Here is a 23015-nt window from a genome sequence, read left to right as displayed (position 1 = left end):
GGCAAGCTACGGCACTGACCGCGCAGCGAGTTCACAGGTTGCGTTAATCGGGGCGCACAGCGGTGTTCACATCCTGTTTACGATGTCGGGATGTTGATTCAGGACGCGCAGGAGAGATCGGTTGCACCTGCGGGGGAAGTGGGGACTGCGCGTCCGTGGCGATCTCGGTTGATCTGGGGCAGTGTCGTCGGCGCGGTGGTGGTGTTGGTCGCAGGGCAGTTGATGGCCGTGCATATCAATGCACTCGGGCCGCTGACCAGTCTTTCTTGGGATTATGTCGGGCGGCCCAAGTCGGCGACCACGCCGTGGGCCGGGTTTCTGCTGGCGCTGATCGGCGTCTCCTGGAATGTGCGGGTGCGCGCGCTGGCGGCCGCGGTCGGCATCGATGTGGTCTTCGTCATCATCCGCGCGATCGAGGGGCGGTTGTTCACGGTCGGAAACGGGCCGACCATTGTGCTCACCGCGCTGGCGGTGATCGCCGCCGTGCGCTGGACCGGTGCGCGGCGCGAAACCGCGCTGCGCACAATCGCTCTCGGTGCGCTGCTGATCCTGGCGACGAAGATCGGCGAGATCTGGCTGGACATCACCGCATGGGCCTGCCCGACCGTGCTGGATCCCTATGCGGAACTGGCCGATCACGCGCTCGGCAATCCCTCGTGGCTCGTCGGACAGGTACTCGACGCGGCAGGACCGGTGCCGCTGGGTGTGGTGCGTTGGGTGTATTTCGAACTGCCGGTCGCGGCCATTGTGGTCGCGGCGTGGCAACTGCGCGGCGTCACCGCGGGTATGTGGCCGCAGCACTATCTGGTGCGCACATTCCTGACACTCGGTGTGGTCGGTCCGCTGTTCTATGTGGTCTTCCCGGTGGTCGGGCCGGTGCTCGCGTTCGGCCCGCAGGGGCAGGGTTTCGAACTCGCCGATGTCTGGCCGAATATCGTTCCGGCACTGCCGTCCTCGGTCGATTCGATGCCCTTCGACGGCATCACACCGCGTAACTGCATGCCGTCACTGCATACGGCGTGGGCGCTGTCGCTGTTCATCCACTCCCGGCGCGGGCCGCTCTGGTTGCGCTGGGGTGGCGTGTTCTGGCTGGTCTGCACCCTCGTCGCGACGCTGGGCCTCGGGGCGCACTACGGCGTCGACCTCGTCGCGGGCGCGGCACTTTGCCTGACCGTCGAATCCGTCCTGCGCGACCCGGACCGGGGTTGGGACCGCGGCCGTGCCCAGGTGGTGGCCTTCGGTATCGCGACCTTCGCAGGGGTGCTGCTGTGCGTCCGCTTCCTCGCGCTGCCGATGGCGAACTACCCGTTCCCGTTCGGCGTCGCGATTCTGGGTGTTTTCGCCGCGCTTGCGTTCACCTTCTACCGGACCTGGTTCGCCGCAAATGACTTGATAAAGGTCGACCCGCTGAGTCCTGCGCAGCGTGCCGATGATGGCACCGCCCGACCGTCGACCGTGCCAGACTGACGGCGTGAGTGAGCAGGACGGCACCGAGAAGACCCACCCACCGACCCGCGACCGCGGCGACGCGATCGGCGCTGGACTCATCTGGCTGGCCAAATGGTCGCTGTGCATTGTGGCGATCGCTGCGGGCGCGTGGGTGCTCGGCACCGTCATCGCCGCACTCTGGGTGGTACTGCTGCCGATCGCGCTGGCACTGATCGTCGCGACAATATTGTGGCCGCCGACCCGCTGGCTCACCGCGCACGGCTTTCGGCCCGGCGCCGCGGCAACGGTCACCTTGCTCGGATTCATCGGAGTCCTTGCCGGTGTCATCGCACTGATCGTCCCGTCGGTCGTGGACCAGGCCCCCGAGCTGGCCGACAAATCCACCGAGGGTATCAACAAGGTGCGTGATTGGCTGCACGGTCCGCCGCTGCGCATACGCGACGAGCAGTTGCAAGCCGCGGTGGACGCGATCACGCAGCGGCTGAAGTCCAGTTCGGAACAGATCGCCTCCGGCGTCTTCACCGGCGTGACCACCGCGACCTCCACGCTGGTGACGCTGTTCCTGGTGCTGGTACTGGCGTTTTTCTTCGTCAAGGACGGTCCACGCCTGCTGCCGTGGCTGCACGCCGTACTCGGCAGTCGCGGCGGCAGGCACCTCGAGGAGGTGCTGAACCGCATCTGGTCCACCCTCGGCGGATTCATCCGCGTCCAGGCGCTGGTAAGTCTCATCGACGCGGTGTTCATCGGCGCCGGGCTGGTGATCCTGCACGTCCCACTGGCATTCGTGCTCGCGGTGATCACCTTCATAGGCGGTTTCGTGCCGATGGTCGGCGCATTCGTCGCCGGAGCGCTGGCGGTGCTCGTTGCGCTGGTCGGCAATGGCGTCACCACCGCGCTGATCGTGCTCGGCATCATCATCGCCGTCCAACAGTTGGAAGGTAATGTGCTGCAACCGGTCCTGCAGGCCCGCAGCATGAAATTGCATGCCGTGGTGGTCCTTGTCTCGATCACCGCGGGTGGCTCCCTCTACGGCATCGTCGGCGCCTTCCTCGCGGTACCGGTAGCGGCCGTCCTCGCAGTGGTAGCGCGCTATCTCGGCGAGCAGATCGACGTCGTCACCGCACCACCCGACGAATCCCCCGAACCCGAGCCCGCGCCGGAATAGCCGTCGCGGAGCGAACGACTATCGCGCATAGGGTATTGGCTATGCGGGATCCTCACTGGCTCTGCGTCAGCGATACGGCTGAGCAGAGCGTGATCGGGTGGTAGTGGTGCGGCGGCCGATCGCGGTGTTCGACGCGGGGCTCGGGAGTTATTCGGCGGTGGAATTGCTGCATCGCGGGCTTCCCGATCGCGACATTGTCTATCTGGCTGACCGGGCCAGCTTTCCGTATGGGGCGAAGGCGCGGGCTGAGCTGCTGACAGCGGTCTCGCGGGCCGTGGATTTTCTCGCCGGATATGAGCCGAGCGCAATTCTGTTGGCATCCAATGCACCGTCGGTGACCATTCTGGACGAGCTGCGCAGCCCGGCACCGATTTTCGGTGTCTTGCCGCCGGTTCGGGAGGCGCTCGCGGTCGCCGGTGAGGTGGCGGTGCTCGGTGTGCGTTCGCTGGTGCAGAGTCCGGAAATGCGCGAATTCCTCGGTGTGCAAGCAGGTTCGGCTGCCGACCGCGTCCACGCCGTGAATGCCTCGCCGCTGGTCGAGCTGGTGGAGAGCGGCGACTTCCTGTTCAACCGCGAACACACGGCGCGGCAAGTCGGCGGATTCTTGGACGACCTACTCGCCGCGCATCCCGGCATCAAGGCGGTGACGCTGTCGAGCACCCATCTCCCTTGGCTGCGTGACTATTTCGAGCAGGCCCACCCCGAACTGCGTCTATTCGATCCGATCGAGGGCGTGGTCGACCGGATCCGCCCGCTGTCCGAACCCGGGAGCGGCGCCGTTCTCGGTCTGGTGACCGAGAACGAGCGCTACCCGGCAAGCGAATTCCGCGAAATGCTCGCCCGCCTCGGCATCGACCTCGAAATGCATCCGGTGGTCGTGCCGTGAGCTAAGCGGAGTACTTGTAGAACCCCTCCCCCGTGGCGATGCCGAGCTTGCCCTTATCGATGTAGTTGGTCTTGAGCCAGGCAGCGAGCTGCTGTCCCTCTTCGCCGCCGTTGACCAGGATGTTGTAGGGGGTGGTCAGTCCGATGACGTCGAGCATCTGGAATGGGCCGACCGGTGCGCCGGTGCCGATCCGCCAGGTCTTGTCGACCGCCTCCGGTTCGGCGAATCCGCCCGCGCCGAGCGCCATGGCCGCATTGAGCAGCGGCACGAGCAGCGAATTGAGGACGTAACCCGCCTTCTCCTTGTGCAATTCGATCGGCTCCATGCCGATCGCGGCGGCGAACTCGACGACCGCCCGAAACACCTGCGGATCGGTCTCGGGCGTACCCATCACCTCGGCGGTGTTGTACCGCCACACCTGATTCGCGAAGTGCAGCGCGACGAATTTGTCGGGGCGGCCGGTGTAGTCCTTGATATCGCTGGGCAGCAGGGTGGACGAATTGGTGGCGAAGATCGTCTTCTCCGGCGCGAGTTCGCCCAGCTGCCGGTAGGTCTGCTCCTTGACGGTGAGCACCTCTGGCACCGCCTCGATCACGAGGTCGGCATCCTGCACGGCCGCGGCAAGATCGGTGGTCAGCGCAATGCTCGCCTCGGTCTTCTCGGCCTTGATATCACCGCCCGGGACTTCGATGCGATAGGTCGCCGCGAGCTTGGCGAAACGGTCGCGAGCACCCGCGATGGCCTCGTCGCTGATGTCGTAGGCGGTGACGTCGAATCCGTGGAATGCGGTCTGGAATGCGATCTGCGATCCCAGCACCCCGGTTCCGAGGACCGTCACCTTGCGGATGGCCATTTGCTATCTCCTTCCTCCGGGGGGCACAGTCCGCCCCGGATGTCATCGGTGTCGTCGAGGGAGATCATCGTTGGTCGCGGATCACCGCGTCGAGGAAGAAGACCAGGTGATCCTGGACGCGGCGACGGCCTTCGGCGCGGACCGCAGCCGGGCCGTGCAAGTAGACCAATCGTAGGAAACTCAGCGGTGCGAGCAGGTTCCCATATCAGGGCTGCACCGGTCGACTCCCCCAGCTAACTCACAGCCACGGGCTAGGGTGCGCAAATCTTGCGATTCCAAGATTGTCTTGTCGGTCCGGATCGGACGGGTCGACGGTCTCGGACGGAGACCCGACAACAGGAGGAACGTGCATGAAGATCAAGTCGAAGCTGGCGAAGGGTGCGATCGCGGGCGGTGTGCTGGTCGGCGTGCTGGGCGTTGGTGCGGGCGTGGCGAGCGCCGATCCCGGGCAGGATCAGCGTCCGGGTATCGAGCAGCAACAGCAGGGCCACGATCAGCAGCGCGGGGATCAGCGTCAGGACCAGCAGCGGCATGATCAGCAGCCCCAGGGCCACGGCTTCTGGTTCTTCGGCCAGTGGATTCCGCTGCCCTGATCTCGACTCGATGCGAAAGGCCCTGTGTCCGTTGGACATGGGGCCTTCGTCGGTTTGTCCGCCCACAGCGTAATGCCCGGCCGGATCGGCGGGCGCGGTCGTACGCTCTCCCTATGACCGAGCTGCACTCGATCCAAGGTGGACGCGACGACCGACCTCGGCACACCGAGGAACCGCTGTGGCGCGAGGTGCTCGGTGAACGGCTGCGCACGCTGCGGCAGGAGCAACGCGAGACCCTCGTCGAAACCGCCGGTCGCGCGGGCATATCGCCGCAGTATCTGTCCGAGGTGGAGCGCGGCCGCAAGGAACCGTCGAGCGAGATGATCGCCGCACTGGCCGGTGCGCTCGGCACCACCCTGTTCGGTCTCACCGAGCAGGTGGCCGACGAATTGCGCGCTCATCGCCGGCTCACCTTCGCGCGGCAGGCCGCCCCGCGTGCAGGCGCTGTCCCCAACCTCATGGCACTCGCCGCCTGACCAGTGCGCTGAGCGTGGTCGAATGGTGGCTCGAAACCCCGGCGACGACCATCATTCGACTGCGCTCGGCGGTGCGGTCAGGCGGCGCGGGCACCCAGCACGTTGTCGACCAGGCCGTAGTCGACGGCCGCCTGTGCGGTGAAGACGCGGTCGCGATCGGTGTCGTGACGTAGCCGCTCGGCTGGTTGACCGGTGTGCCGCGACAGGATCGACTCGATTTCCGCGCGCATCCGCACCAGCTCATCGGCCTGCAGGATCAGATCGGGAATCGCGCCCTGACCGCGGGCGGCGGGCTGATGCAGAACGACCCGAGCGTGCGGTAGCAAGGAGCGGCGACCGGGTTCCCCACCGGCGAGCAGTACCGCGCCGACCGCGATGGCCTGGCCGACGCAGGTGGTCGCCACCGGCGCCTTGATGAATTGCATGGTGTCGTACACCGCGAGCATTGCGGACAGATCGCCACCCTCGCAGTTGATATACAGGTTGATCTCCTGTTCCGGACTCTCCGATTCCAGGTGCAGCAGCTGCGCGATGAGCGCGTTGGCGACGCCGGAGTCGATCGGGGTGCCGAGGTAGACGATCCGCTCGGCGAGCAGGTGGGAGTAGATATCGGTGATCCGCTCGCCGCCGCGCGGATGCTGGGCGATCACATTGGGAATGGTGTAGGTCATGCCGAAATTCCGATCCGCTGGCGCTGGGGCACGATTTCCCCGAACGAGCCGACAATGTGGTCGATGAAGCCGTACTCCTTGGCCTGTGCCGCGCTGAACCAGCGGTCGTGCAGCGAATCCTCGTAGATGCGGTCGTAGGGCTGGCCGGTATCCCCCGCGATAATGCCGAGCACCGTCTCCACGGTGTAGCGCAGGTCATCGGCCTGCACCTCGACGTCGACGGCACTGCCGCCGATTCCGGCCGAGCCCTGATGCATCAGCACCCTGGCGTGCGGCAGGGCGAACCGACGCCCCGGGGTCCCCGCGGATAAAAGGAATTGCCCTGCGCTGCAAGCCAATCCGAGCGCCAAGGTCGAGACCTCGCACGGCACCAGCCGCATCACATCGCGAATGGCGAGCATTGCTGGAACCGAACCACCCGGGGAATGGATCCACAATGAGATCCCCGAATCGGCGTCCTCGGCCGCCAAGGTGAGCAGCTGCGTCATCAGCAGCGTCCCGTTATCGTCGTCGAGCGGGCCGTCCAGCACCAGAATCCGCCTGCTGAGCAGCTGCTCCCTGGCGCGCCAACTGAACAACGGTGTCTTGTCATCGTGAGCCATGACTCCACCGTGCCGCGCGCCGACCGGAAAAATCTCGCCGCGCTGCCCTCAGCAGATCTGCTCAGAGCAGCGTCAGTCGTGCGAATGCGCGTGGATGCGCGCCTGCACCTCGGGCCGCCGCAGCGGCGGCACGTTCTTGGGCGGCACCTTCCGCTCGGGCAATTGTTCGAGCAGCCGCATGGTCGCGGCCGCGATATCGGCGACCGCGGCCTCGACCGCAGGGCGCGTAGCTGCGGAAATGCTGGACAACCCGCCCACCTTGCGGACGTACTGCAATGCCGCGGCATGCACTTCTTCCGGGGTGGCGGCGGGCTCGAGCCCGCGCAGGGCAGTGATATTTCGGCACATCACTCGAGGCTAGCTCGGGTTGGCCTGGGTTTTAAGAGGCCTTCCCGCGACTAGTTCAGCGGCGGATTTCAGCGCGTGAATTCGCCGCGGAATGCTGCGTCGGTGCATGCCGCCCACGCGGCCGAGCTGAACATCAACGCGCAGCTGATCGATCTCCAGTCCGCGACCGGGCGCGTGTCGCTTGGACCTCCGCTTTCGGAAGGTCGGCATGCATGTCGAATCCCCGCTGGCGAGAGGGCCGATCCGGCGCCGGTGAGCGCCGTGGCGGAGTGCCTGAAGTCCCAGTCGACAACCACTTTCGGTGCCCGTTTGCATCCGGTGATGCCGGGTAGTTGCCGAATATGGGTAGGCGTGATGGCTTGGCACCGTGGTGGATCGAGGCACCGACGGCGGCGATTACCGGTGTGGTGCGGACCGGGGTATCGACGGCCGTCGGACTAGGGGTACAACTCGTCGAAGCGCCGTTTCATGCGGCAGAAGCCGTGGCCGATGCCGCCGCATCGGTCGTCGATACCGCCGCTGCCGGAGTCGACGAATTGGCTCCCACGCCGGAGAGCCCGCTGGGCGACGACCTGCTCGATCTGGTCGACCCGCATGAGCGGCGAGCCAACCGTCGGGTGGCCCTGCGTGCGGACAAGGCGACGATCGAGGTGCGCGGACTGAGTTCCGAGCGCGGCCCCGCCCTGGCGCGGACATTGGACGAGCGGCTCGGCAAGTTGCGCGGTGTGCGGTGGTCGCATGTCAATGCGGTGACCGGTCGGGTGGTTGCCACGCTGCGCGAAGGCGCGACCGGACTGCCGGAACTGCTCGAGGTCATCGAGCGGATCGAGGCCGACAACAATGTCGCCGAAGTGGACTGGAGTCGCACCGTCGAATACCCGGAGGACCGGGAACCGTTGCTGGCGGCGGGAATTCAGGTGGCCAGCGAGGTGTTCGCCATCGCGGTGTCCACGGTCGGCGCGCGGCTACCGTTCGGTGGGCCGGCGCGCGCGGTGCGGGCGGCGGCCACCTTTGTCGATACCCAACCACGACTGCGCACAATGCTCGAATCCCGATTCGGACGCTCCCGCACCGATATGGCCCTCACCGTGGTCACCGCGATCGGAACCGCATTCGGCGAGAACGCCGCCGACGGCCTCACGAATCTGCTGGCCGATACGGCCCAGCGCACCTTCCTCCTCGGCGAGGCCATCGCCCAGCGTTTGGAGTGGCGCAACTGGGAGTCCGACCTGGTGTGCCACGAACACCCCGACGTGACCGAACCCCTACCGCCCTACACCCGCCCCACCGACCTGCCACCCGGCCCGATCGAGCGCGTCGGCGACGAAACAGCAGCCGGATCGCTGATCGGCACCGCCGCGTTCGTCGGCCTCGGCCGGATAGGCGACGCCGCCGACGCCCTCGGCCTCGGCGCGCCGAAGGCCGCCCGGGCCTCCCGCGAGGCCTACGCCGCCAGCGTCAACATGGTCCTCGCGCGGGCGGGGGTACTGACCTTGCATCGAGGTGCGTGGCGACGCCTGGACCGGCTGACCACGCTGGTGATCGACGGCGAAGCACTGCTCACCTCACGACGGCTGGTGCTCGACGTCGAGTCGGCCGATGACGAATGGTCTACGGGGAAGGTCTGGACCGCAGCCCAGCGATTGCTGTGGTCATCGGAGGGTGACGATGAAGCCACGACCGAGAACGAAAAGGCCACGACGGAGGGTGACCGGAAGATCGCCAACGACAGCAACGGCGCGGCCGTAACCGAAGGGGACAAGAGGGCGGCCACCAACGGCGCGGCCGCGACCGACGGCCACAAGAAGTCCGCCACCAACGGCAACCAGACAACCGCGACCGAGGACAACAAGCACGCCGCCACCGCGGCTGACAGGGAGGCGGCGACCGAGGGTGACAAGCAAGCCGCCACCGTGCACAGCGACGCGGCCGTAACCGACGAGGACGAGCAGACCGCAATAGCGGATGAGGCACTGCAACTGGTGCATCCGAAGACCGGGTCTCGTGATCGAGGTGCCACCATTCGGCCGGTCTGGCGCGAATTGCGCGATGGGGACCGCACGGTCGGGCGGGTGTTGCTCGGTCGGGAGCTCGATTCCAGCGCGCATGATGTATTGACTGCGGCGCGGCGGGCTGGGTTGCGGGTGGAGCTCGTCGCGCATGAGGATGCGAACGAATTGCGGTCGCTTGCTGATGAATTCGTCTCCGCGACGACATCGATGAGCAAGCTGGTCGAGCGGCTGCAGCAGGACGGGCAGGTTGTCGCGGTGCTCAGTCCGCGCGCCCACAAGGCCTTGGCCCGAGCCGATGTGGCGCTCGGGTTGTTCACTGCCGATCACTGCGAACCGCCATGGGCCGCGGACGCCATCTGCCGGGATCTGGGGCAGGTGCAGCGTGTGCTCGCGACGGTCGCGCCCGCGCGGGAGGTCAGCGATCGTGGCCGCACCCTGGCCTTGTCGGCGTGTGCGCTCGGTGGGTTGCTGCTCGCCGTCACCCCGACCAGGAACGCTCGGACAACACCGATGGTCGCCGCACAGCTGACTGCCCTGATGACCGGGGCGCGCAAGGGCATTCGAGCGGCCGCGTCCGCACCGCCCACCACCGTTGCACCCCTGTTGCCTTGGCACGCACTGGAATCCAATGAGGTACTCGGGCGCCTACCGCAACCCCCGGCGCTCGACGAACGCGCGATCCCGGCCCGAGCAGAACAGAGCTTGCTCACAAAGACTTTCGCACCGATGACATCCTTTGCCCGCCATCTGCGCCACGAGCTGGATGATCCGCTGACACCGATTCTCAGCGTCGGTGCTGTCGCCACCGCCATACTCGGCGAGCCGTCCGATGCCATACTTCTGGCCTCCGTACTGACGGTGAACGCGGTGATATCGGCCGGTCAGCGCCAGCGTGCCGAGAGCGAATTGCAAGACCTGCTCGAAGGCGAACTACTCACCGGTCGCTTGATCGCCCGCGATGCGATCGACGAGTCCGACCCGACCGAAGAATCCGTGCCCGCAGACGCTCTCGCCATCGGCGATATCCTGGCCATCAGCGCAGGCGATGTGGTGCCCGCCGATGCCCGATTACTGCGTGTGGACGACCTCGAAATGGACGAGTCCGGCCTGACCGGCGAATCGGTGACAGTCGAAAAGCGCCTCGCCGCCACACCCGGCGCACCACTCGGCGAACGCACCTGCATGATCTTCGCGGGCAGCACCGTGGTGAACGGGGCGGGCCTCGCCATCGTGGTCGCGGTCGGCCCCGACACCCAGGCCGGTCGCGCAGCCGCGGGCGCGGTGCCGCCGGACAAGGGCGGCGTACAGGCCCAACTGCGGCAGCTCACCAATCGCGCCCTGCCACTCACCCTTTCGGGCGGGGCCCTGGTCACCGCACTGGGCGGCCTGCGCGGGCGGATGCTGCGCGATGCGATCTCCGATGGCGTCGCCGTCGCGGTGGCCGCGGTGCCGGAGGGCTTGCCGCTGGTCGCCACGGTGGCGCAGTTGGCGGCCGCGCGTCGACTGTCGCGCTACGGCGTGCTGGTCCGCGCCAGCCGCACCGTCGAGGCACTCGGCCGCGTCGACACACTCTGCTTCGACAAGACCGGCACCCTCACCGAGGGACGACTTCGGCTCACCATGCTCGCTGACCTGGACAACGAGTGGTCACCCGACGACGAATCCGACGATGCGCGCCGACTGCTGCGCGCCGCCGCCCGCGCCTGCCCGGATCCGGACGACGGACCAGTACCGCACGCCACCGACCGCGCTGTGCTGGATGCCGCCGAAAGCCTCGGCGACGATGCGCACCAGTGGGATCCGATCGACGAGATCCCATTCGAATCCAATCGCGGCTATGCCGCGGTGCTGGGCCAAACGACGCGCAAGCTGCGCCTGATCGTGAAGGGCGCGCCCGAAGTTGTACTTCCCCGCTGCACCAAAGCACTTACCGCGGAACAGTTCTCGCAAGACGTGCACAAGCGTGCGCAGGCGGTCATCGATGATCTCGCCGAACAAGGCCTGCGCGTGCTGGTCGTCGCCCGCCGCGACCTCTCCGACGAGCCCGATGATGTCGAACGCGCCGTGGACGAACTCACGCTGCTCGGCTTCATCGGCATCGCCGATACCCCGCGCCCACAGACGCTGCCGCTGGTAACGGCCTTGCAGGACAACGATATCGGCGTGCGCATGATCACCGGCGACCATCCGGTCACGGCGGCGGCCGTGGCCCGCCAACTCGGCATTGCCGTGGATACCGTCACCACCGGTGCCGATCTGGATCGGCTCGACGATACCGAGCAGGCCGAGCTCATCGAACGCAGCACCGTCTTCGCCAGGGTCGATCCGGAGCAGAAGGTGCGCATCGTGGCCGCGCTGCGTCGCAATGGGCACGTGGTCGGCATGACCGGCGACGGCAGCAATGACGCCGCCGCCATCCGTAGCGCGGACATCGGAATCGGTTTGGCCGCACAGGGATCCGCGGCCGCACGCAATGCGGCGGATCTGGTGCTCACCGATCCGGATCCGTTCGCCCTGCTGCACGCGCTGGTGGAGGGACGCGGCATGTGGCAGCGCATTACCGACGCGGTCGGTGTTCTTGTCGGTGGCAATGCCGGGGAGATCGCATTCACCATCTACGGAACCGTGGTCGGCGGACAGGCACCACTGGGAACCAGGCAATTTCTGCTGGTGAACATGCTCACCGATATGTTTCCCGCACTGGCCCTGGCCCTTTCACCGGATCGCGACAGCCCGGACCCGCACGACGCGGAGCACGGTGCCGAGCAACGCGCGCGGCAACTGGCCGAAATTCCGCCCGCCCGTCTGGGCCCCGACCTCACCCGCACGATCGCGGTACGCGGCATAGCCACGGCGGCGGGTGCCTGCACGGCGTGGACGATCGGCCGCTACACCGGAACCCGGCGCCGCGCGGCCACCATCGGACTGGTCGCGCTCATCGGCACCCAACTCGGGCAGACACTCGTCTCCGGCCACCGCAGTCCCCTGGTCTGGGTAACCACCGCAGCCAGCGGCGTGGTTCTCGGCGCGGTCGTCATGGTCCCGGGGCTGTCCGCCTATTTCGGTTGCACGCCCCTGGGCCCTGTCGGCTGGACGATCGCCACAACCTCCGCCGCCGCGGCCACCGCGGGCTCGGCCGTACTCCCGCGCCTACTGCCCGGCGCCGGCGAAAGCTGACCGCGCCGGCGCCTCCCCTACAGCCACCCACTGGCAACCAGTCCGGCAACGGCTGCCGTGCCGAAGGCCAGCCAAGCCGCGTAGTCGCCCACATGCCCGCTGTGCAGTCGGTGTAAAGCAGTCACCGCCGACTTGATCGGACGAATCGGCGGCTTTCCCCGTGCGCGCAACGTGCCGTAATACAGCGCACCAAATGCCGTAAGCACGGCCAGAACGGTCGACAGCAGACCGAGCGCCAACCCTGCGCCCGTCCACTCGATATGCGGGGCCACACCTGAGTGACCGGCCGTATTACCGATCAGCGCCGCCGCCCGGTAAGCCTCGGGATCGACGAACGTCGCGGCTGCTGGACCGATGGCTCTGGTGAATCCGGTTGGCAGACCGAGCAATAGCGCAACAAGCAACAAAGCCAGCACCGCCCCCATCATGGTGATCGGCGTCCGGTTGCGAGGCGCGGCGACATCGGGCACCTCGTATTCCCCGGTGGTCTCCTCGGGATCGCTCTTGTGCTCTGGCACCGCGCCCACACCGAAACACACCCGCAGCCCGGCACGCAACGCCGCACCGCCGGTCAACGCCGACACGGTGATTACCAGTGCCACCAGGAAGATCGACGCGTCGGATTCCTCGAGCAATGCCTTACCGAGCCCCGCACCGAATGGCGGCAACCCCGCCAATATCAACGCCGAAAGTACAAACAGCACACCAATAGTCCGCTGACCACGCGCGCGCCCATGCAAACTGAACTCATCCACACTGCGATACCGCGACAGCAGCACACCGGTCAGCAAGAACAGCGCACCTTTCACCGCAGCATGACCACCGAGATACAACGCCGACGCGGCCACACCAAGCGGTGACAGCGCGGCGAGTCCGAGAATGAACAACCCGATATGCGCGATCGTCGAGTACGCGAGCAGCCGTTTGATATGCCGTTGCAGCACACACATCACGGCACCGAGTACGGCAGTAAAGATGCCCAGCACCAACAGCATTCGACGCACCCCTGGAGCCGGAAGCACACCATCGAACACCGTCCAATACACCCGTGCCAGCCCGTAAACACCCAGCGGTGCCATCACACCGGAGAACAGCACACAGACCGGCGACGGTGCGACGGCATGCGCATCGGCCAGCCAGAAATGGAAGGGCACCGCCGCCGCCTTGACCAGCCACCCGGTAACGATCAGCACGAATGCGGCCAGCACAAGGGCGTCACCCGCCCGCGCCTCGACCGCAATTCCCAACTGCGCCAGCCCGAGTTGTCCGGTTCGCGCGTACAGCAGTCCGATTCCGAACAGGCAGAGATACGCGCCGAGCGAGTTGATCACCCCGAAATTCAGTCCAGCCTGGACGGATTCGGGTTCCTCTATCTTCAGCCCGGTCAACGCATAGGCTGCCACGCCCATCAACTCGAAGAAGACGAACATGTCGAACAGGTCGCCGGTCAGCGCAAATCCGGTCATACCGGTGGCGAAGAGTAGAACCAGCGCCGGATAGTGCGCATGCAGATTGTCGAAGTAGCGCCAGCCGAACAGCAGTGCGGTCGTCGTGAGCAACGCGATCAGCAAAGCCATCGCGGCACCGATCCGATCGGCGACCAGCACAATCCCCACGGTCAAGCCCGGTCGCGGCGCCCAACCACCGGACCAGGAAACCACCGTGCCCGCGCCGGTCTCATACAGCAGCCATCCGGCCAGGATCGTTTCGGCAAGCGCGGTCCCAATGCCTATTACATCGATCAGCAACCTGGGCAATATGCGCCCGAAGGCGAGCAGCACGCAGGAACCGGCGACCGGCAACGCGATCAGGAGTGCCGGGAGTGCCTGATCGAAGGGAACCATCAGCCACGCAGCGCGTGTAGTTCGTCGGGTTCGACCGTGCCGTGCCGCTTGGCGATCTGCACGACCAGCGCAAGCAGCAATGCGGTCACCGTCGCCGAGACGACGATGTCGGTCAGTGCCATGGCCTGCACCACCGGATCGACCACGGGCGAGCCGGGCGGGTTCGCGGAGCCGAAGATCGGTGCGGACGCGTCCTTTTGGTAGCCGATGGCCAATAGCAGCACATAGGTTCCCGATTGTCCGATGGATACACACACCACGGTGTGCACCAGATGCGTACTGCGTACCACGCCGTAGATGCCGATCAGCAAGAGCCAAACGGCGATCACATAGGGAAATACGGTCATCGCGACGCCCGCCTCTCCGTAGTCGCATACTCGTCGAGGAACTGCGCGAGCAGGACGACGACACCACTGCCGACCGCGAGACCGACCGCCACGCTGAACAACGGCAGCGTACCGGCCGACAGCAGCCGGCCGAACTGTCCGAGCGGCAGGATATTCGCCAGATATCCTGCGCCACTCAGGATTCCGGCCAGACCGAGCGCCACCACCGTGCCCATGCCCACGGCCTCGCCGAACTCGTACCAGGCCAGCGGACGCACCCGCCGCAACGCGCGATAATTGCCCGCCACGTACAGCAGATGCAGACCGGTAGCCAGCACCACACCACCCTGGAAGCCGCCGCCCGGCGTGAGATGTCCGTGCACGACCACATCGGCACCGATCATCAGGGTCACCGGTAACAGGGCATAGCCCAGAAATCGGGTCGCCTGCACGATGCGACCGACATCCTCCGACTGCCGTTGCGGCCGATGCCCTTCCGGACGCAATAGCGTTGCCGCACCGAGCACCGCGGCCACCAGAATGGCCTCCTCCCCGAAGGTATCGAGCCCGCGCTGATCGAAATTGACCGAGGAAACCGCATTCGGGCTGCGCTGTTCCAGCGACGCTTGGACCGCGGCGTCCCGATACGGGTGGTCGGTACCGCCGAACCCGGGCATCCGCAACAGGGCAATTCCGAGCAATACGACGAGTCCGACCCCGCCGGCGAGGAAGATGACCAGTCGAGCACCGTACTTCACGACTTTCGCCTCCGCTCCACGGCACGCACAGCGAGCAACACCATCAGCGGCACCACGGCGGTACCCACCGCGACCTGAGACAACGCCACATCCGGTGCCCCGAGCACAAGGAACGCCGGTGCCAGCAGCGCACCGAATACCGCGAGCGATACCGCCTGCCGCTGCGGCCGAGTGGTGAATACGACGACCGTGCCCGCCCCCGCGACCAATCCGAGCGTGATCACGATCAGGGCGCTCATTGCGGACTCTCGATTCTGCCGTCGGTGCGGGCATTGAGCCTGCCGATGGCGGCACTCAGCACCGGGGCGGTGAGCGCCAGTAGCAGCAGGGTCACCGCGACGATGGCCGTGGTCAGTCCCGGCCCCTCCGCGATCAGCACCGCCAGCACGATGAACGGTCCGGTGACCGAGCTGATAATCGACGAATAGTGCAGTCGCGCATAGACCGAACGCGGCCGGAGCGCGGCCACCGAAGCGGCCACCGCGGCCAGGGTGCCGATCGCGAGCAGTGTGTCGACGAAGAAGCTAGTCATCGCGGACCCCCAGCAGCCGTGTGAAAACCAGGGTCCCCGCGAAGGACAGCAGCACCAGCACCAGCGGCACGATCAGATAATCCGGCCTGCCGAGTCCCAGACTCAGCAGTATCAAGACGACGATCAACAGCGAGCTGACCAGTTGCAGCCCGACGAGCCGATGCGCCGGGGTGCCGCGACCGGACAGCAGCAGCGCCGGTCCTATCCCACCGACCAGCAGCACACCCGATGCGAGCAGCCAAGGTGCGGTCGACATTTCGATCAGCCCCCGAACATCCGTCGCAGCCGGGTCGCGGGCATCGCGAGAACATGTAGTAACAGGTCGTGATCGGCATCGATGACCAGCGAGCCGGGCGTCGCCGAGAGCACGCCGGTGATCAATGCCGCCCGCCCCGCACGCCGCTGCGCATCGGCCTCCGCGTCGAGTTCGTCCTCCTCGAACCGCCCGACCGGCCTCCCCCGCGCGGCGACCACCAGGGCAGCCCAGCTGTCGCGCACGACAGCGCCGGGCAGTGCGGCCAACAACTGCGGAACCCTTTCCGGCAGTCGCCAATTACCCTGCACCGCAATACGTCCCACCCTGCCCGCCAACGCGGCGGGCAATGCGAGCACAGCCGCCGCGACCAACTCTTGCAGACTGAACGTCGTCAGCGTCGCCAGCCACAGCAACACCAGCACCACCCACCAGCCGACGACTTCCGCCGCCGCTCCGATGCGCCCGCTCATCCGTCGTCTTCTCGACGCCAGTCCCGCACCGCATCACGCGCCCGGTCGAATACCGCCAGCGGCGGACCGGCCAGCAGATTCGCCAGCGCGGATTCCCCGGTCTTCGGATGCGGACGGGTCGGCGCAACCGCTTCGGCGGCCCGCACCGAACCCGCCATCCGTTCCAACTGATGCACCGAAAACTGTTGGCGCAGCAGGGCGAATTCCTCGTTCTCCTCGTGGGCGGCATGGTCGATCACCGCATCGGCGAATTCGGCCAGCTCGGCATCGAAATCCGGATGGTCGACACCGAGGTCGTAGAGGTCGGCGAGCACACGCTTGGCGTGGTTCTCCTCATCCCGGCGCTGCCCGACCATCTTGTCCGCCCCGAAACGGGCACGGGCGGCGACGGGATGCACGGCCTCCTCTTCGGCGCTCTCGTGCACCGCGAGCAACCGGACCAGTTCCTTGAACAGCTCCGACTTATTGCCCTGCCCTGATTTCAGTTGGGCGAAAAGCTCTTTGATCTGCTTGTGCTGTGCCGTCAGCAGATCGACGACGTCCTCGGTCGATGGCAAGGTCATGACGAACTCCGATGCGGCACGAATTCCTGCGCCTTGGTCTTGGCGCCCTGCCACATCAGATGCCAGCCATCCGGATCGCCGCGCATAACCGCCTCCGCGGTGTCTTTCATCTGCTCATAGGTCGCATGCGGCGGAATCGGCGGTACCTCGGGATCGCAACGCACATCGAGCAGCACCGGACGATCCGCGCTCAGCGCCAGGCTCCATGCGTCGGCGAGCTGGTCCGGATCGTCGATCGCGACCGACGGCAGACCCATACAGCGCGCGAGATCGGCGTAGGAGGTCTCCGGAAGTATCTGCGACTCTTCGAATTTCGGTGCGCCGCCCATAGAACGCAGCTCCCAGGTGACCTGGTTGAGATCGTTATTGTGGAAGACACACACGATCAGCCGAGGATCACTCCACTGCCGGTAATAGCGTGCGATGGTGAGCAGTTCAGCCATTCCGTTCATCTGCATGGCACCGTCACCGACCAATGCGATCGCCGGTCGTTCCGGATGCGCGAACTTGGCGCCGATGGCATAGGGCACGCCGGGTCCCATGGTCGCCAGGGTGCCCGAGAGCGAGCCGCGCGTACCGATGCGGAATCGCAGGCAGCGGGCGTACCAGTTGGTGGACGAGCCGGAGTCCGCGGTGACGATCGCATTATCCGGAAGCTGTTTCGACAGCTCCCAAACCACGCGCATCGGGTTGACCGGTTTGGCCTGCAACATCGCCTGCCGCTCGACCGTCTCCCACCAGCGGACCACCCCCTGCTCGATCTTCGCCCGCCAGGATCGATCCTCCTTGCGGCGCAGTAGCGGAATGAGTTCGGCCAGTGTGGCTTTCGCGTCACCGACCAGATTCACCTCGGTCGGATAGCGCATGCCGATCATGGTGCCGTCGATATCGATCTGCACGGCACGCGCCTGACCGAACTCCGGCATGAACTGGGTATAAGGGAAATTCGAGCCGACGATGACCAAAGTGTCGCAGTCGCGCATCATTTCATAACTCGGCCTGCTGCCGAGCAACCCGATCGGCCCGGTGACGAACGGCAGATCATCCGGCAGCACATCCTTGCCGAGCAGCGCCTTCGCCACACCCGCACCGGTGAGTTCGGCGAGTTCGACCACCTCGCGCGCGGCCGAGCGTGCGCCCTGACCGACGAGCACCGCGACCTTGGATCCGGCATCGATGATCTCGGCGGCGCGTTCGATCTCGGTGTACGGCGCGACCACCGTCGCGGACAACGCATGCGGTGGGCTGGACGGCACCTGCTTGAATTCGTGTTCGGGCGGCTCGTAGGGCTCTTCCTGCAAATCGGCGGGGATGATCACCGCGGTCGGCGCATGCCGGGTCATCGCCGTTCGGAACGCCCGATCCAGCGCGTTGGGCAATTGGCTCGAGACATTGACCTCGACCAGATAGTCGCTGGCAACATCTTTGAACAGACTCTGCAGATCGACTTCCTGCTGATAGCTGCCGCCCATGGCGCTGCGCGCGGTCTGACCGACGATCGCGACGACCGGGACATGGTCGAGTTTGGCGTCGTAGAGACCGTTGAGCAGATGGATCGCCCCGGGTCCCGAGGTGGCCGTGCAGACGCCGACCTTACCGCTGAATTTGGCGAAGCCGGTGGCTTGGAAGGCCGCCATTTCCTCGTGCCTGGCCTGCACGAACTGTGGTTTGTTATTCGCGCGACCGAAAGCGGCGACCAGACCGTTGATGCCGTCGCCTGGGTATCCGAAGACTTGGTTAACGCCCCACTCGCGTAGTCGCTGCAGGACGTAGTCGCCAACCTGTTGTTTCATGAGGATCTCCTGTTGGTATCCGGGTTGGTCAGACCGGTGATACCCAGCGAATGGGCAGGCAATCAGCGGGTGTGCCGCGCACCGGATCGGGTAGCCGCACTGTGCCGAGACAGGAGGGGTTGGGCGAATGATCGATCTCCCGCTGGCGCGACTCGCGGCCGAACTCACCAGGCAGGTGGCCGGTGAGGTGCGTTTCGATCCCGGCTCCCGGGCCACGTACTCCACCGATGCCTCGAACTACCGCGCGGTGCCGCTCGGCGTGGTACTGCCGCGCACGCCTGAGGATGCGGCCGCCGCCGTCGCGGTGTGCCGCGAGCACGATATGCCGGTGCTCTCGCGCGGCGGCGGCACCAGTCTGGCCGGTCAGTGCTGCAATGCGGCCGTGGTGCTGGATTGGAGCAGTACTGCGATCGGCTGATCTCGGTCGATACGGCGGCCCGCACCGCGATCGTGGAACCCGGCATCGCGCTGGACCCGCTCAATGCGCAGTTGGCGCGATACGACCTGATGGTCGGCCCGAAACCCGCGACACATGTCAGCTGCACGATCGGCGGGATGATCGGCAACAACTCCTGCGGCTCCACCGCGCAGGCGTACGGGAAGATGGTCGATTCGGTGCGGCGGCTGGAAATCCTGACCTACGACGGGTTGCGGGGTTGGGTCGGCGCGGACTGCCAGGATGGTTTTGCGGACCTGCGCGACGGCCTGCGGCGGATCCGCGATGAATACGCGACGCACATCCGTCAGCACTATCCCGATATTCCGCGCCGGGTGTCGGGCTACAACCTCGATTCCCTGCTGCCGGAGCACGGCTTCGATCTCGCGAAACTGCTCGTCGGCAGCGAGTCCACGCTGGTGACGGTGCTGCGCGCCGAAATCGAGCTCGTACAGCGCCCGAAAGCGGTGGCGCTGACCGTACTCGGCTTTCCCGATATCTACGATGCCGCCGATGCGGTGCCGACCGTATTGCAGCACAACCCGATAGCGCTGGAAGGGGTGGACCACCGGCTGGTCGACCTGGAGCATCTCGAACATCTGGCCGGGGGTGCGATCGCACAGCTGCCGGATGGAAACGGTTGGCTGATGGCGCAATTCGAGGGTGCCGACCAGGACGAAGCCGACCGTCGCGCGCAGACGATGGTCGAGGAAGTGACCATGAAAACCGGGGCGACCTCGACAATGATCGACGACCCCGCGCGCGAGGCGGAGATCTGGATGGCCAGGGAAGCGGGCCTCGGTGCCACCGCCTAGCCACCGGACAGTCCGGAAACCCATGAGGGTTGGGAGGACGCCGCGGTGCCGACCGACCGGCTCGGCGACTATCTTCGCGACTTCGAAAGTCTGCTGGACGATTTCGGCTACCAGTCGTCCTCGCTGTACGGCCACTTCGGCCACGGCTGCGTCCACACCCGCATTCCGTTCGATCTCCGCAGCGCGGAAGGCATTTCGAAGTACCGCGGCTTCGCCGAGCAGAGCGCACAGTTGGTTACCCGGTACGGCGGATCGCTGTCCGGTGAACACGGCGACGGTCAGTCGCGCGGCGAACTACTGCCGATCATGTTCGGCGAGCGGATCGTCGAGGCCTTCGGCGCGGTCAAACATCTCTTCGATCCACGCAATCGGATGAATCCCGGCAAGGTCGTGCACCCGCGACCACTGGATCAGGACCTGCGCCAAGGTGCGAACTATCGACCGTGGGAGCCGGTGACCCACTTCGCTTTCCCGGAGGACGACCATCGGTTCAGCATCGCCGCCGCACGCTGTGTCGGCGTCGGAAAGTGCCGCGGTCACGAGGGCGGTGTGATGTGCCCGAGCTACCGGGCGACCGGGGAGGAGGAACACTCCACCCGCGGCCGCGCCCGACTTCTGTTCGAAATGCTCCAGGGCGAGGTGATCACCGATGGCTGGCGCTCCACCGAGGTGCGCGATGCCCTCGACCTGTGCCTGGCCTGCAAAGGCTGCCGCAGCGACTGCCCGGTCGATGTCGATATGGCCACCTATAAGGCCGAATTCCTCTCCCACCATTACGAACACCGCGTCCGGCCGATGGCGCACTATTCGATGGGCTGGATCCCGTTGTGGGCCCGGCTCGCCACCGCCGTGTCCGCACCGGCCAATGCACTGGCGCAGAGCCGGGGCACGGGTGGGCTGCTCAAACGGCTCGGTGGGGTCGACCCGCGCCGCGAACTCCCCCGCTTCGCCCGCGAGCGCTTCACCGAGATGTTCGCCCGCCGCGGAGCGGACGAGCGTGGCCACCGGGGCCGAGTGCTGCTGTGGCCCGACACCTTCACCAATAACTTCGCTCCCGAAATAGCCGACGCCGCGGTGACCGTACTGGAGGCTGCCGGATTCGAGATCGAAATACCGAGGCGCACAGTCTGTTGCGGATTGACCTGGATTTCCACCGGTCAACTCCCCACCGCGAAACGAGTATTGCGCCGCACTTTGCGTCAGCTCGAACCCCAATTGCGCTCGAGCACCCCGATCGTCGTGCTCGAACCGAGCTGCGCCGCCGTCTTCCGCTCAGATCTCACCGAATTACTTCCCGGCGACGAAGACGCCCACCGCCTGGCAAATCAGGTCCGCACCCTCGGCGAAATCCTCACCGAACAAGCCGACGACTGGGAACCCCCGCGCATCGACGCACACGCATGGTCCAACCGCATTGCCACCAGCACGCGATCCTGCACTACGAGGCCGACCAAAGGCTCTTGACCGCAACCGGACTCGACGTCGAAGTGCTGGATACCGGATGCTGCGGCTTGGCAGGCAACCTCGGCTTCGAACGGGGCCACTACGACGTCTCGGTAGCCTGCGCCGAAGACAAGCTCATGCCGACCATCCGCAAGCGCAAGCCCGAAACCCTGGTCCTGGCAGATGGTTTCAGCTGCCGAACCCAAATAGAACATCTGGATCCACAAGCCCGTCCGCAACACGCGGCACAAATCCTCGCCGAGGCGATCCGCGACAACTGAATCAGTCGGTGTCGAACATCCGGTCGGCGGGCGCGAGTTGGCTGATGGTGTTCGAGATCTGGGCCACCAGGGCCCACGGGCGTTGGGTATCGGTGGTGGCCTTGCCGCTGGTGAGGATCGCGCCGGAGAGTCCGCGGGTGGGATCGGCCCAGCCGTATTGGGTCGTCAGGCCGCTGCGGCCGAAGTGCGACTGGGTGTTCCGCCCGAACTTCGAGCGCCGAGCGCCGAGTTCGAAGCCCGCGCTGCTGACTCGGCCGGCCAGGCCGGGTATGCGGCGTGCGGGGCGGATCGCTTCGCGGAGTGTGCCGGGCTCGATGATCCGGACGCCATCGAGTTCGCCCCCGCGGGTGAGGATTTCGTAGAAACGGGACAGCTCGTAGGCCGTGGTGACGATATTGCCCGACGGCAGTTCGGCGGTCAGGAAATCCCGATTCGCGGACCTGGCGGTCGCGCCGTCCATCCGACCGCCGAGGGCCTTGCGCGCCAGAAGCATCGACATGCGCGAGGGTGGCGGGCCGGTCTTCACGCTGGGCACGACCTTGTCGACATCCTCGGGCCGGACCCCGAAGTTGTTCCAGCGGAAGCCCAATGGTTCGAGCACCTGTTCGGCGAGATGTTCTCGCATCCGCTTCCCGGTGGCCCGCTGCACCAGCAGCCGTTGAATCAAACCGCTGGTCAATGCGTGATAAACCCGGAATCGCCCCCGAGGCCAACTCGGCACCAGATCGGCCAACCCCTGTACGGCCAGCTCCTCGTCGAGCACCAGCTCGACGCCCTTGTACGGCGGCGTAATGAACGGCACACCTGCCGAATGCGACAGCACATCGCCGATGGTGATCGCGTCCTTGCCGTGCGCCGCGAACTCCGGAATGTATTTGCACACCGGATCATTCAGCGCGAACGCACGCTGTTCGATCAGCATGAACATCAGCGTCGCGGCCACCCCCTTGGCCGTGGAGAACCCGCAGAACAGCGTCTCCGGCGTCGCGAGCACCTGCTCCGCATCCGGACCGTCTTTCGGCGCATTCCCCCAGCCGTGCCCGATCGCCCGGTTCAGCACGATCTTCCCGTTGCGCCGCAGACAGGTCTGAATCGCGGGCGTCGTCCCCAGCCGGTACCACGCCTGCACCGACGCCCACAGCGCCGCGACGTCGTCGTTTGTCAACCCGGCATCGGCCGGATCGTCCTCGTGCCCGACCGTCGTCACCGCGTCCAGATCATCGGCGACGGTCACCAACGTGCCAGGAACCACCTTCACCGGGCCAG

The 23015-nt window shown here is 66.1% G+C and carries 23 protein-coding genes and 1 pseudogene; 10 read left to right on the top strand and 14 right to left on the bottom strand.

The genetic code is table 11. The annotated features are described in order from the left end of the window. The first annotated feature begins 90 nt into the window (after nucleotides 1-90). The 3 genes from ACIBW7_RS10030 (at nucleotide 91) to ACIBW7_RS10020 (ending at nucleotide 3500) form a co-directional block, all read left to right on the top strand. A complete protein-coding gene (locus ACIBW7_RS10030; RefSeq protein WP_397045938.1) occupies nucleotides 91-1467 on the top strand; it encodes a DUF5933 domain-containing protein in 1377 nt (458 codons plus the stop codon). Further along, a complete protein-coding gene (locus ACIBW7_RS10025) occupies nucleotides 1433-2614 on the top strand; it encodes an AI-2E family transporter (RefSeq protein WP_397045937.1) in 1182 nt (393 codons plus the stop codon). Before ACIBW7_RS10030 ends, ACIBW7_RS10025 begins: the two co-directional genes overlap by 35 nt. Before the next feature lie 97 nt (nucleotides 2615-2711). After that, the gene (locus ACIBW7_RS10020; RefSeq protein ID WP_397045936.1) at nucleotides 2712-3500 is read left to right on the top strand and encodes a glutamate racemase; all 789 of its coding nucleotides are present in this window, start codon (nucleotides 2712-2714) and stop codon (nucleotides 3498-3500) included. Between the two features lies 1 nt (nucleotide 3501). On the opposite strand, the gene ACIBW7_RS10015 is transcribed toward ACIBW7_RS10020, so the two are convergent. Further along, complete coding sequence (locus ACIBW7_RS10015; protein WP_397045935.1) at nucleotides 3502-4353, bottom strand: 3-hydroxyacyl-CoA dehydrogenase; 852 nt, start codon at nucleotides 4351-4353, stop codon at nucleotides 3502-3504. A 350-nt stretch (nucleotides 4354-4703) separates the two neighbouring features. Here ACIBW7_RS10015 and ACIBW7_RS10010 point away from each other — a divergent pair, with 350 nt between their 5' ends. Together ACIBW7_RS10010 and ACIBW7_RS10005 are read left to right on the top strand one after the other, a co-directional pair. Next, a complete protein-coding gene (locus tag ACIBW7_RS10010; protein ID WP_364476965.1) occupies nucleotides 4704-4946 on the top strand; it encodes a hypothetical protein in 243 nt (80 codons plus the stop codon). 113 nt (nucleotides 4947-5059) lie between these two features. Next, entirely contained in the window at nucleotides 5060-5422 is a 363-nt protein-coding gene (locus ACIBW7_RS10005; RefSeq protein WP_397045934.1) for a helix-turn-helix domain-containing protein, read from the top strand. A 77-nt stretch (nucleotides 5423-5499) separates the two neighbouring features. Here ACIBW7_RS10005 and ACIBW7_RS10000 read toward each other — a convergent pair whose 3' ends face one another. The 3 genes from ACIBW7_RS10000 to ACIBW7_RS09990 form a co-directional block, all read right to left on the bottom strand. Further along, on the bottom strand, nucleotides 5500-6093 hold the full coding sequence (locus ACIBW7_RS10000) for a ClpP family protease (RefSeq protein ID WP_062987811.1): 594 nt from the start codon (nucleotides 6091-6093) through the stop codon (nucleotides 5500-5502). Then, nucleotides 6090-6695, bottom strand: a complete 606-nt coding sequence (locus ACIBW7_RS09995; RefSeq protein WP_040687344.1) for a ClpP family protease — start codon at nucleotides 6693-6695, stop codon at nucleotides 6090-6092. Before ACIBW7_RS09995 ends, ACIBW7_RS10000 begins: the two co-directional genes overlap by 4 nt. A 72-nt stretch (nucleotides 6696-6767) precedes the next feature. Then, a complete protein-coding gene (locus ACIBW7_RS09990; RefSeq protein ID WP_397045933.1) occupies nucleotides 6768-7043 on the bottom strand; it encodes a DUF2277 domain-containing protein in 276 nt (91 codons plus the stop codon). 341 nt (nucleotides 7044-7384) lie between these two features. Here ACIBW7_RS09990 and ACIBW7_RS09985 point away from each other — a divergent pair, with 341 nt between their 5' ends. Further along, complete coding sequence (locus ACIBW7_RS09985) at nucleotides 7385-12232, top strand: HAD-IC family P-type ATPase (protein ID WP_397045932.1); 4848 nt, start codon at nucleotides 7385-7387, stop codon at nucleotides 12230-12232. Nucleotides 12233-12249: 17 nt separating this feature from the next. Here ACIBW7_RS09985 and ACIBW7_RS09980 read toward each other — a convergent pair whose 3' ends face one another. Genes ACIBW7_RS09980 through ACIBW7_RS09940 form a run of 9 tightly spaced genes read right to left on the bottom strand, consistent with a single transcriptional unit; the run spans nucleotide 12250 to nucleotide 18774 of the window. Beyond that, nucleotides 12250-14076 (bottom strand): complex I subunit 5 family protein, encoded by a 1827-nt coding sequence (locus ACIBW7_RS09980; RefSeq protein ID WP_397045931.1) that lies wholly within the window; start codon nucleotides 14074-14076, stop codon nucleotides 12250-12252. Continuing rightward, nucleotides 14076-14423, bottom strand: a complete 348-nt coding sequence (locus ACIBW7_RS09975; RefSeq protein ID WP_397045930.1) for a sodium:proton antiporter — start codon at nucleotides 14421-14423, stop codon at nucleotides 14076-14078. The genes ACIBW7_RS09980 and ACIBW7_RS09975 overlap by 1 nt, the downstream gene beginning before the upstream one ends. After that, nucleotides 14420-15160: an MnhB domain-containing protein gene (locus ACIBW7_RS09970; RefSeq protein ID WP_397045929.1), complete on the bottom strand. Its 741-nt coding sequence runs from the start codon at nucleotides 15158-15160 to the stop codon at nucleotides 14420-14422. The genes ACIBW7_RS09975 and ACIBW7_RS09970 overlap by 4 nt, the downstream gene beginning before the upstream one ends. Next, a complete protein-coding gene (locus tag ACIBW7_RS09965; RefSeq protein ID WP_397045928.1) occupies nucleotides 15157-15399 on the bottom strand; it encodes a Na(+)/H(+) antiporter subunit B in 243 nt (80 codons plus the stop codon). The genes ACIBW7_RS09970 and ACIBW7_RS09965 overlap by 4 nt, the downstream gene beginning before the upstream one ends. Next, on the bottom strand, nucleotides 15396-15692 hold the full coding sequence (locus tag ACIBW7_RS09960) for a monovalent cation/H(+) antiporter subunit G (RefSeq protein ID WP_397045927.1): 297 nt from the start codon (nucleotides 15690-15692) through the stop codon (nucleotides 15396-15398). The genes ACIBW7_RS09965 and ACIBW7_RS09960 overlap by 4 nt, the downstream gene beginning before the upstream one ends. After that, complete coding sequence (locus ACIBW7_RS09955) at nucleotides 15685-15948, bottom strand: monovalent cation/H+ antiporter complex subunit F (RefSeq protein ID WP_397045926.1); 264 nt, start codon at nucleotides 15946-15948, stop codon at nucleotides 15685-15687. Before ACIBW7_RS09955 ends, ACIBW7_RS09960 begins: the two co-directional genes overlap by 8 nt. 5 nt (nucleotides 15949-15953) lie before the next feature. Next, nucleotides 15954-16418: a Na+/H+ antiporter subunit E gene (locus ACIBW7_RS09950; RefSeq protein ID WP_397045925.1), complete on the bottom strand. Its 465-nt coding sequence runs from the start codon at nucleotides 16416-16418 to the stop codon at nucleotides 15954-15956. Further along, the gene (locus ACIBW7_RS09945; RefSeq protein ID WP_397045924.1) at nucleotides 16415-16981 is read right to left on the bottom strand and encodes a hemerythrin domain-containing protein; all 567 of its coding nucleotides are present in this window, start codon (nucleotides 16979-16981) and stop codon (nucleotides 16415-16417) included. Before ACIBW7_RS09945 ends, ACIBW7_RS09950 begins: the two co-directional genes overlap by 4 nt. Continuing rightward, nucleotides 16978-18774 (bottom strand): thiamine pyrophosphate-requiring protein, encoded by a 1797-nt coding sequence (locus ACIBW7_RS09940; RefSeq protein WP_397045923.1) that lies wholly within the window; start codon nucleotides 18772-18774, stop codon nucleotides 16978-16980. The genes ACIBW7_RS09945 and ACIBW7_RS09940 overlap by 4 nt, the downstream gene beginning before the upstream one ends. 127 nt (nucleotides 18775-18901) lie before the next feature. Between ACIBW7_RS09940 and ACIBW7_RS09935 the strand changes: the two genes are divergently transcribed. From ACIBW7_RS09935 to ACIBW7_RS09920, 4 genes and pseudogenes are all read left to right on the top strand, one after another. Then, nucleotides 18902-19192: an FAD-binding oxidoreductase gene (locus ACIBW7_RS09935; RefSeq protein ID WP_397045922.1), complete on the top strand. Its 291-nt coding sequence runs from the start codon at nucleotides 18902-18904 to the stop codon at nucleotides 19190-19192. After that, nucleotides 19081-20355: pseudogene (locus ACIBW7_RS09930) on the top strand (FAD-binding oxidoreductase); the annotation flags it as partial. The gene ACIBW7_RS09935 and the pseudogene ACIBW7_RS09930, both read left to right, overlap by 112 nt. Further along, nucleotides 20332-21489, top strand: a complete 1158-nt coding sequence (locus tag ACIBW7_RS09925; protein WP_397046537.1) for a (Fe-S)-binding protein — start codon at nucleotides 20332-20334, stop codon at nucleotides 21487-21489. The pseudogene ACIBW7_RS09930 and the gene ACIBW7_RS09925, both read left to right, overlap by 24 nt. Continuing rightward, nucleotides 21486-21749, top strand: a complete 264-nt coding sequence (locus tag ACIBW7_RS09920; protein ID WP_397045921.1) for a hypothetical protein — start codon at nucleotides 21486-21488, stop codon at nucleotides 21747-21749. Before ACIBW7_RS09925 ends, ACIBW7_RS09920 begins: the two co-directional genes overlap by 4 nt. 1 nt (nucleotide 21750) lies before the next feature. On the opposite strand, the gene ACIBW7_RS09915 is transcribed toward ACIBW7_RS09920, so the two are convergent. Beyond that, complete coding sequence (locus ACIBW7_RS09915) at nucleotides 21751-23007, bottom strand: serine hydrolase domain-containing protein (protein ID WP_397045920.1); 1257 nt, start codon at nucleotides 23005-23007, stop codon at nucleotides 21751-21753. Between the last annotated feature and the right edge of the window lie 8 nt (nucleotides 23008-23015).

Origin of the sequence: Nocardia sp. NPDC049526, assembly GCF_044465765.1 — a bacterium.
In the GTDB taxonomy this organism is placed as follows: Bacteria; Actinomycetota; Actinomycetes; order Mycobacteriales; family Mycobacteriaceae; genus Nocardia.
This window is presented reverse-complemented; position numbering and strand designations above follow the sequence as displayed.

Bases quoted from the DNA above. Each gene is read 5' to 3' on its own strand.
- ACIBW7_RS10030 (WP_397045938.1), top strand. From the start codon at position 91: ATGTTGATTCAGGACGCGCAGGAGAGATCGGTTGCACCTGCGGGGGAA.
- ACIBW7_RS10025 (WP_397045937.1), top strand. From the start codon at position 1,433: ATGGCACCGCCCGACCGTCGACCGTGCCAGACTGACGGCGTGAGTGAG.
- ACIBW7_RS10015 (WP_397045935.1), bottom strand. From the start codon at position 4,353: ATGGCCATCCGCAAGGTGACGGTCCTCGGAACCGGGGTGCTGGGATCG.
- ACIBW7_RS10010 (WP_364476965.1), top strand. From the start codon at position 4,704: ATGAAGATCAAGTCGAAGCTGGCGAAGGGTGCGATCGCGGGCGGTGTG.
- ACIBW7_RS10005 (WP_397045934.1), top strand. From the start codon at position 5,060: ATGACCGAGCTGCACTCGATCCAAGGTGGACGCGACGACCGACCTCGG.
- ACIBW7_RS10000 (WP_062987811.1), bottom strand. From the start codon at position 6,093: ATGACCTACACCATTCCCAATGTGATCGCCCAGCATCCGCGCGGCGGC.
- ACIBW7_RS09995 (WP_040687344.1), bottom strand. From the start codon at position 6,695: ATGGCTCACGATGACAAGACACCGTTGTTCAGTTGGCGCGCCAGGGAG.
- ACIBW7_RS09990 (WP_397045933.1), bottom strand. From the start codon at position 7,043: ATGTGCCGAAATATCACTGCCCTGCGCGGGCTCGAGCCCGCCGCCACC.
- ACIBW7_RS09985 (WP_397045932.1), top strand. From the start codon at position 7,385: ATGGGTAGGCGTGATGGCTTGGCACCGTGGTGGATCGAGGCACCGACG.
- ACIBW7_RS09980 (WP_397045931.1), bottom strand. From the start codon at position 14,076: ATGGTTCCCTTCGATCAGGCACTCCCGGCACTCCTGATCGCGTTGCCG.
- ACIBW7_RS09975 (WP_397045930.1), bottom strand. From the start codon at position 14,423: ATGACCGTATTTCCCTATGTGATCGCCGTTTGGCTCTTGCTGATCGGC.
- ACIBW7_RS09965 (WP_397045928.1), bottom strand. From the start codon at position 15,399: ATGAGCGCCCTGATCGTGATCACGCTCGGATTGGTCGCGGGGGCGGGC.
- ACIBW7_RS09960 (WP_397045927.1), bottom strand. From the start codon at position 15,692: ATGACTAGCTTCTTCGTCGACACACTGCTCGCGATCGGCACCCTGGCC.
- ACIBW7_RS09955 (WP_397045926.1), bottom strand. From the start codon at position 15,948: ATGTCGACCGCACCTTGGCTGCTCGCATCGGGTGTGCTGCTGGTCGGT.
- ACIBW7_RS09950 (WP_397045925.1), bottom strand. From the start codon at position 16,418: ATGAGCGGGCGCATCGGAGCGGCGGCGGAAGTCGTCGGCTGGTGGGTG.
- ACIBW7_RS09945 (WP_397045924.1), bottom strand. From the start codon at position 16,981: ATGACCTTGCCATCGACCGAGGACGTCGTCGATCTGCTGACGGCACAG.
- ACIBW7_RS09940 (WP_397045923.1), bottom strand. From the start codon at position 18,774: ATGAAACAACAGGTTGGCGACTACGTCCTGCAGCGACTACGCGAGTGG.
- ACIBW7_RS09935 (WP_397045922.1), top strand. From the start codon at position 18,902: ATGATCGATCTCCCGCTGGCGCGACTCGCGGCCGAACTCACCAGGCAG.
- ACIBW7_RS09925 (WP_397046537.1), top strand. From the start codon at position 20,332: ATGTTCGGCGAGCGGATCGTCGAGGCCTTCGGCGCGGTCAAACATCTC.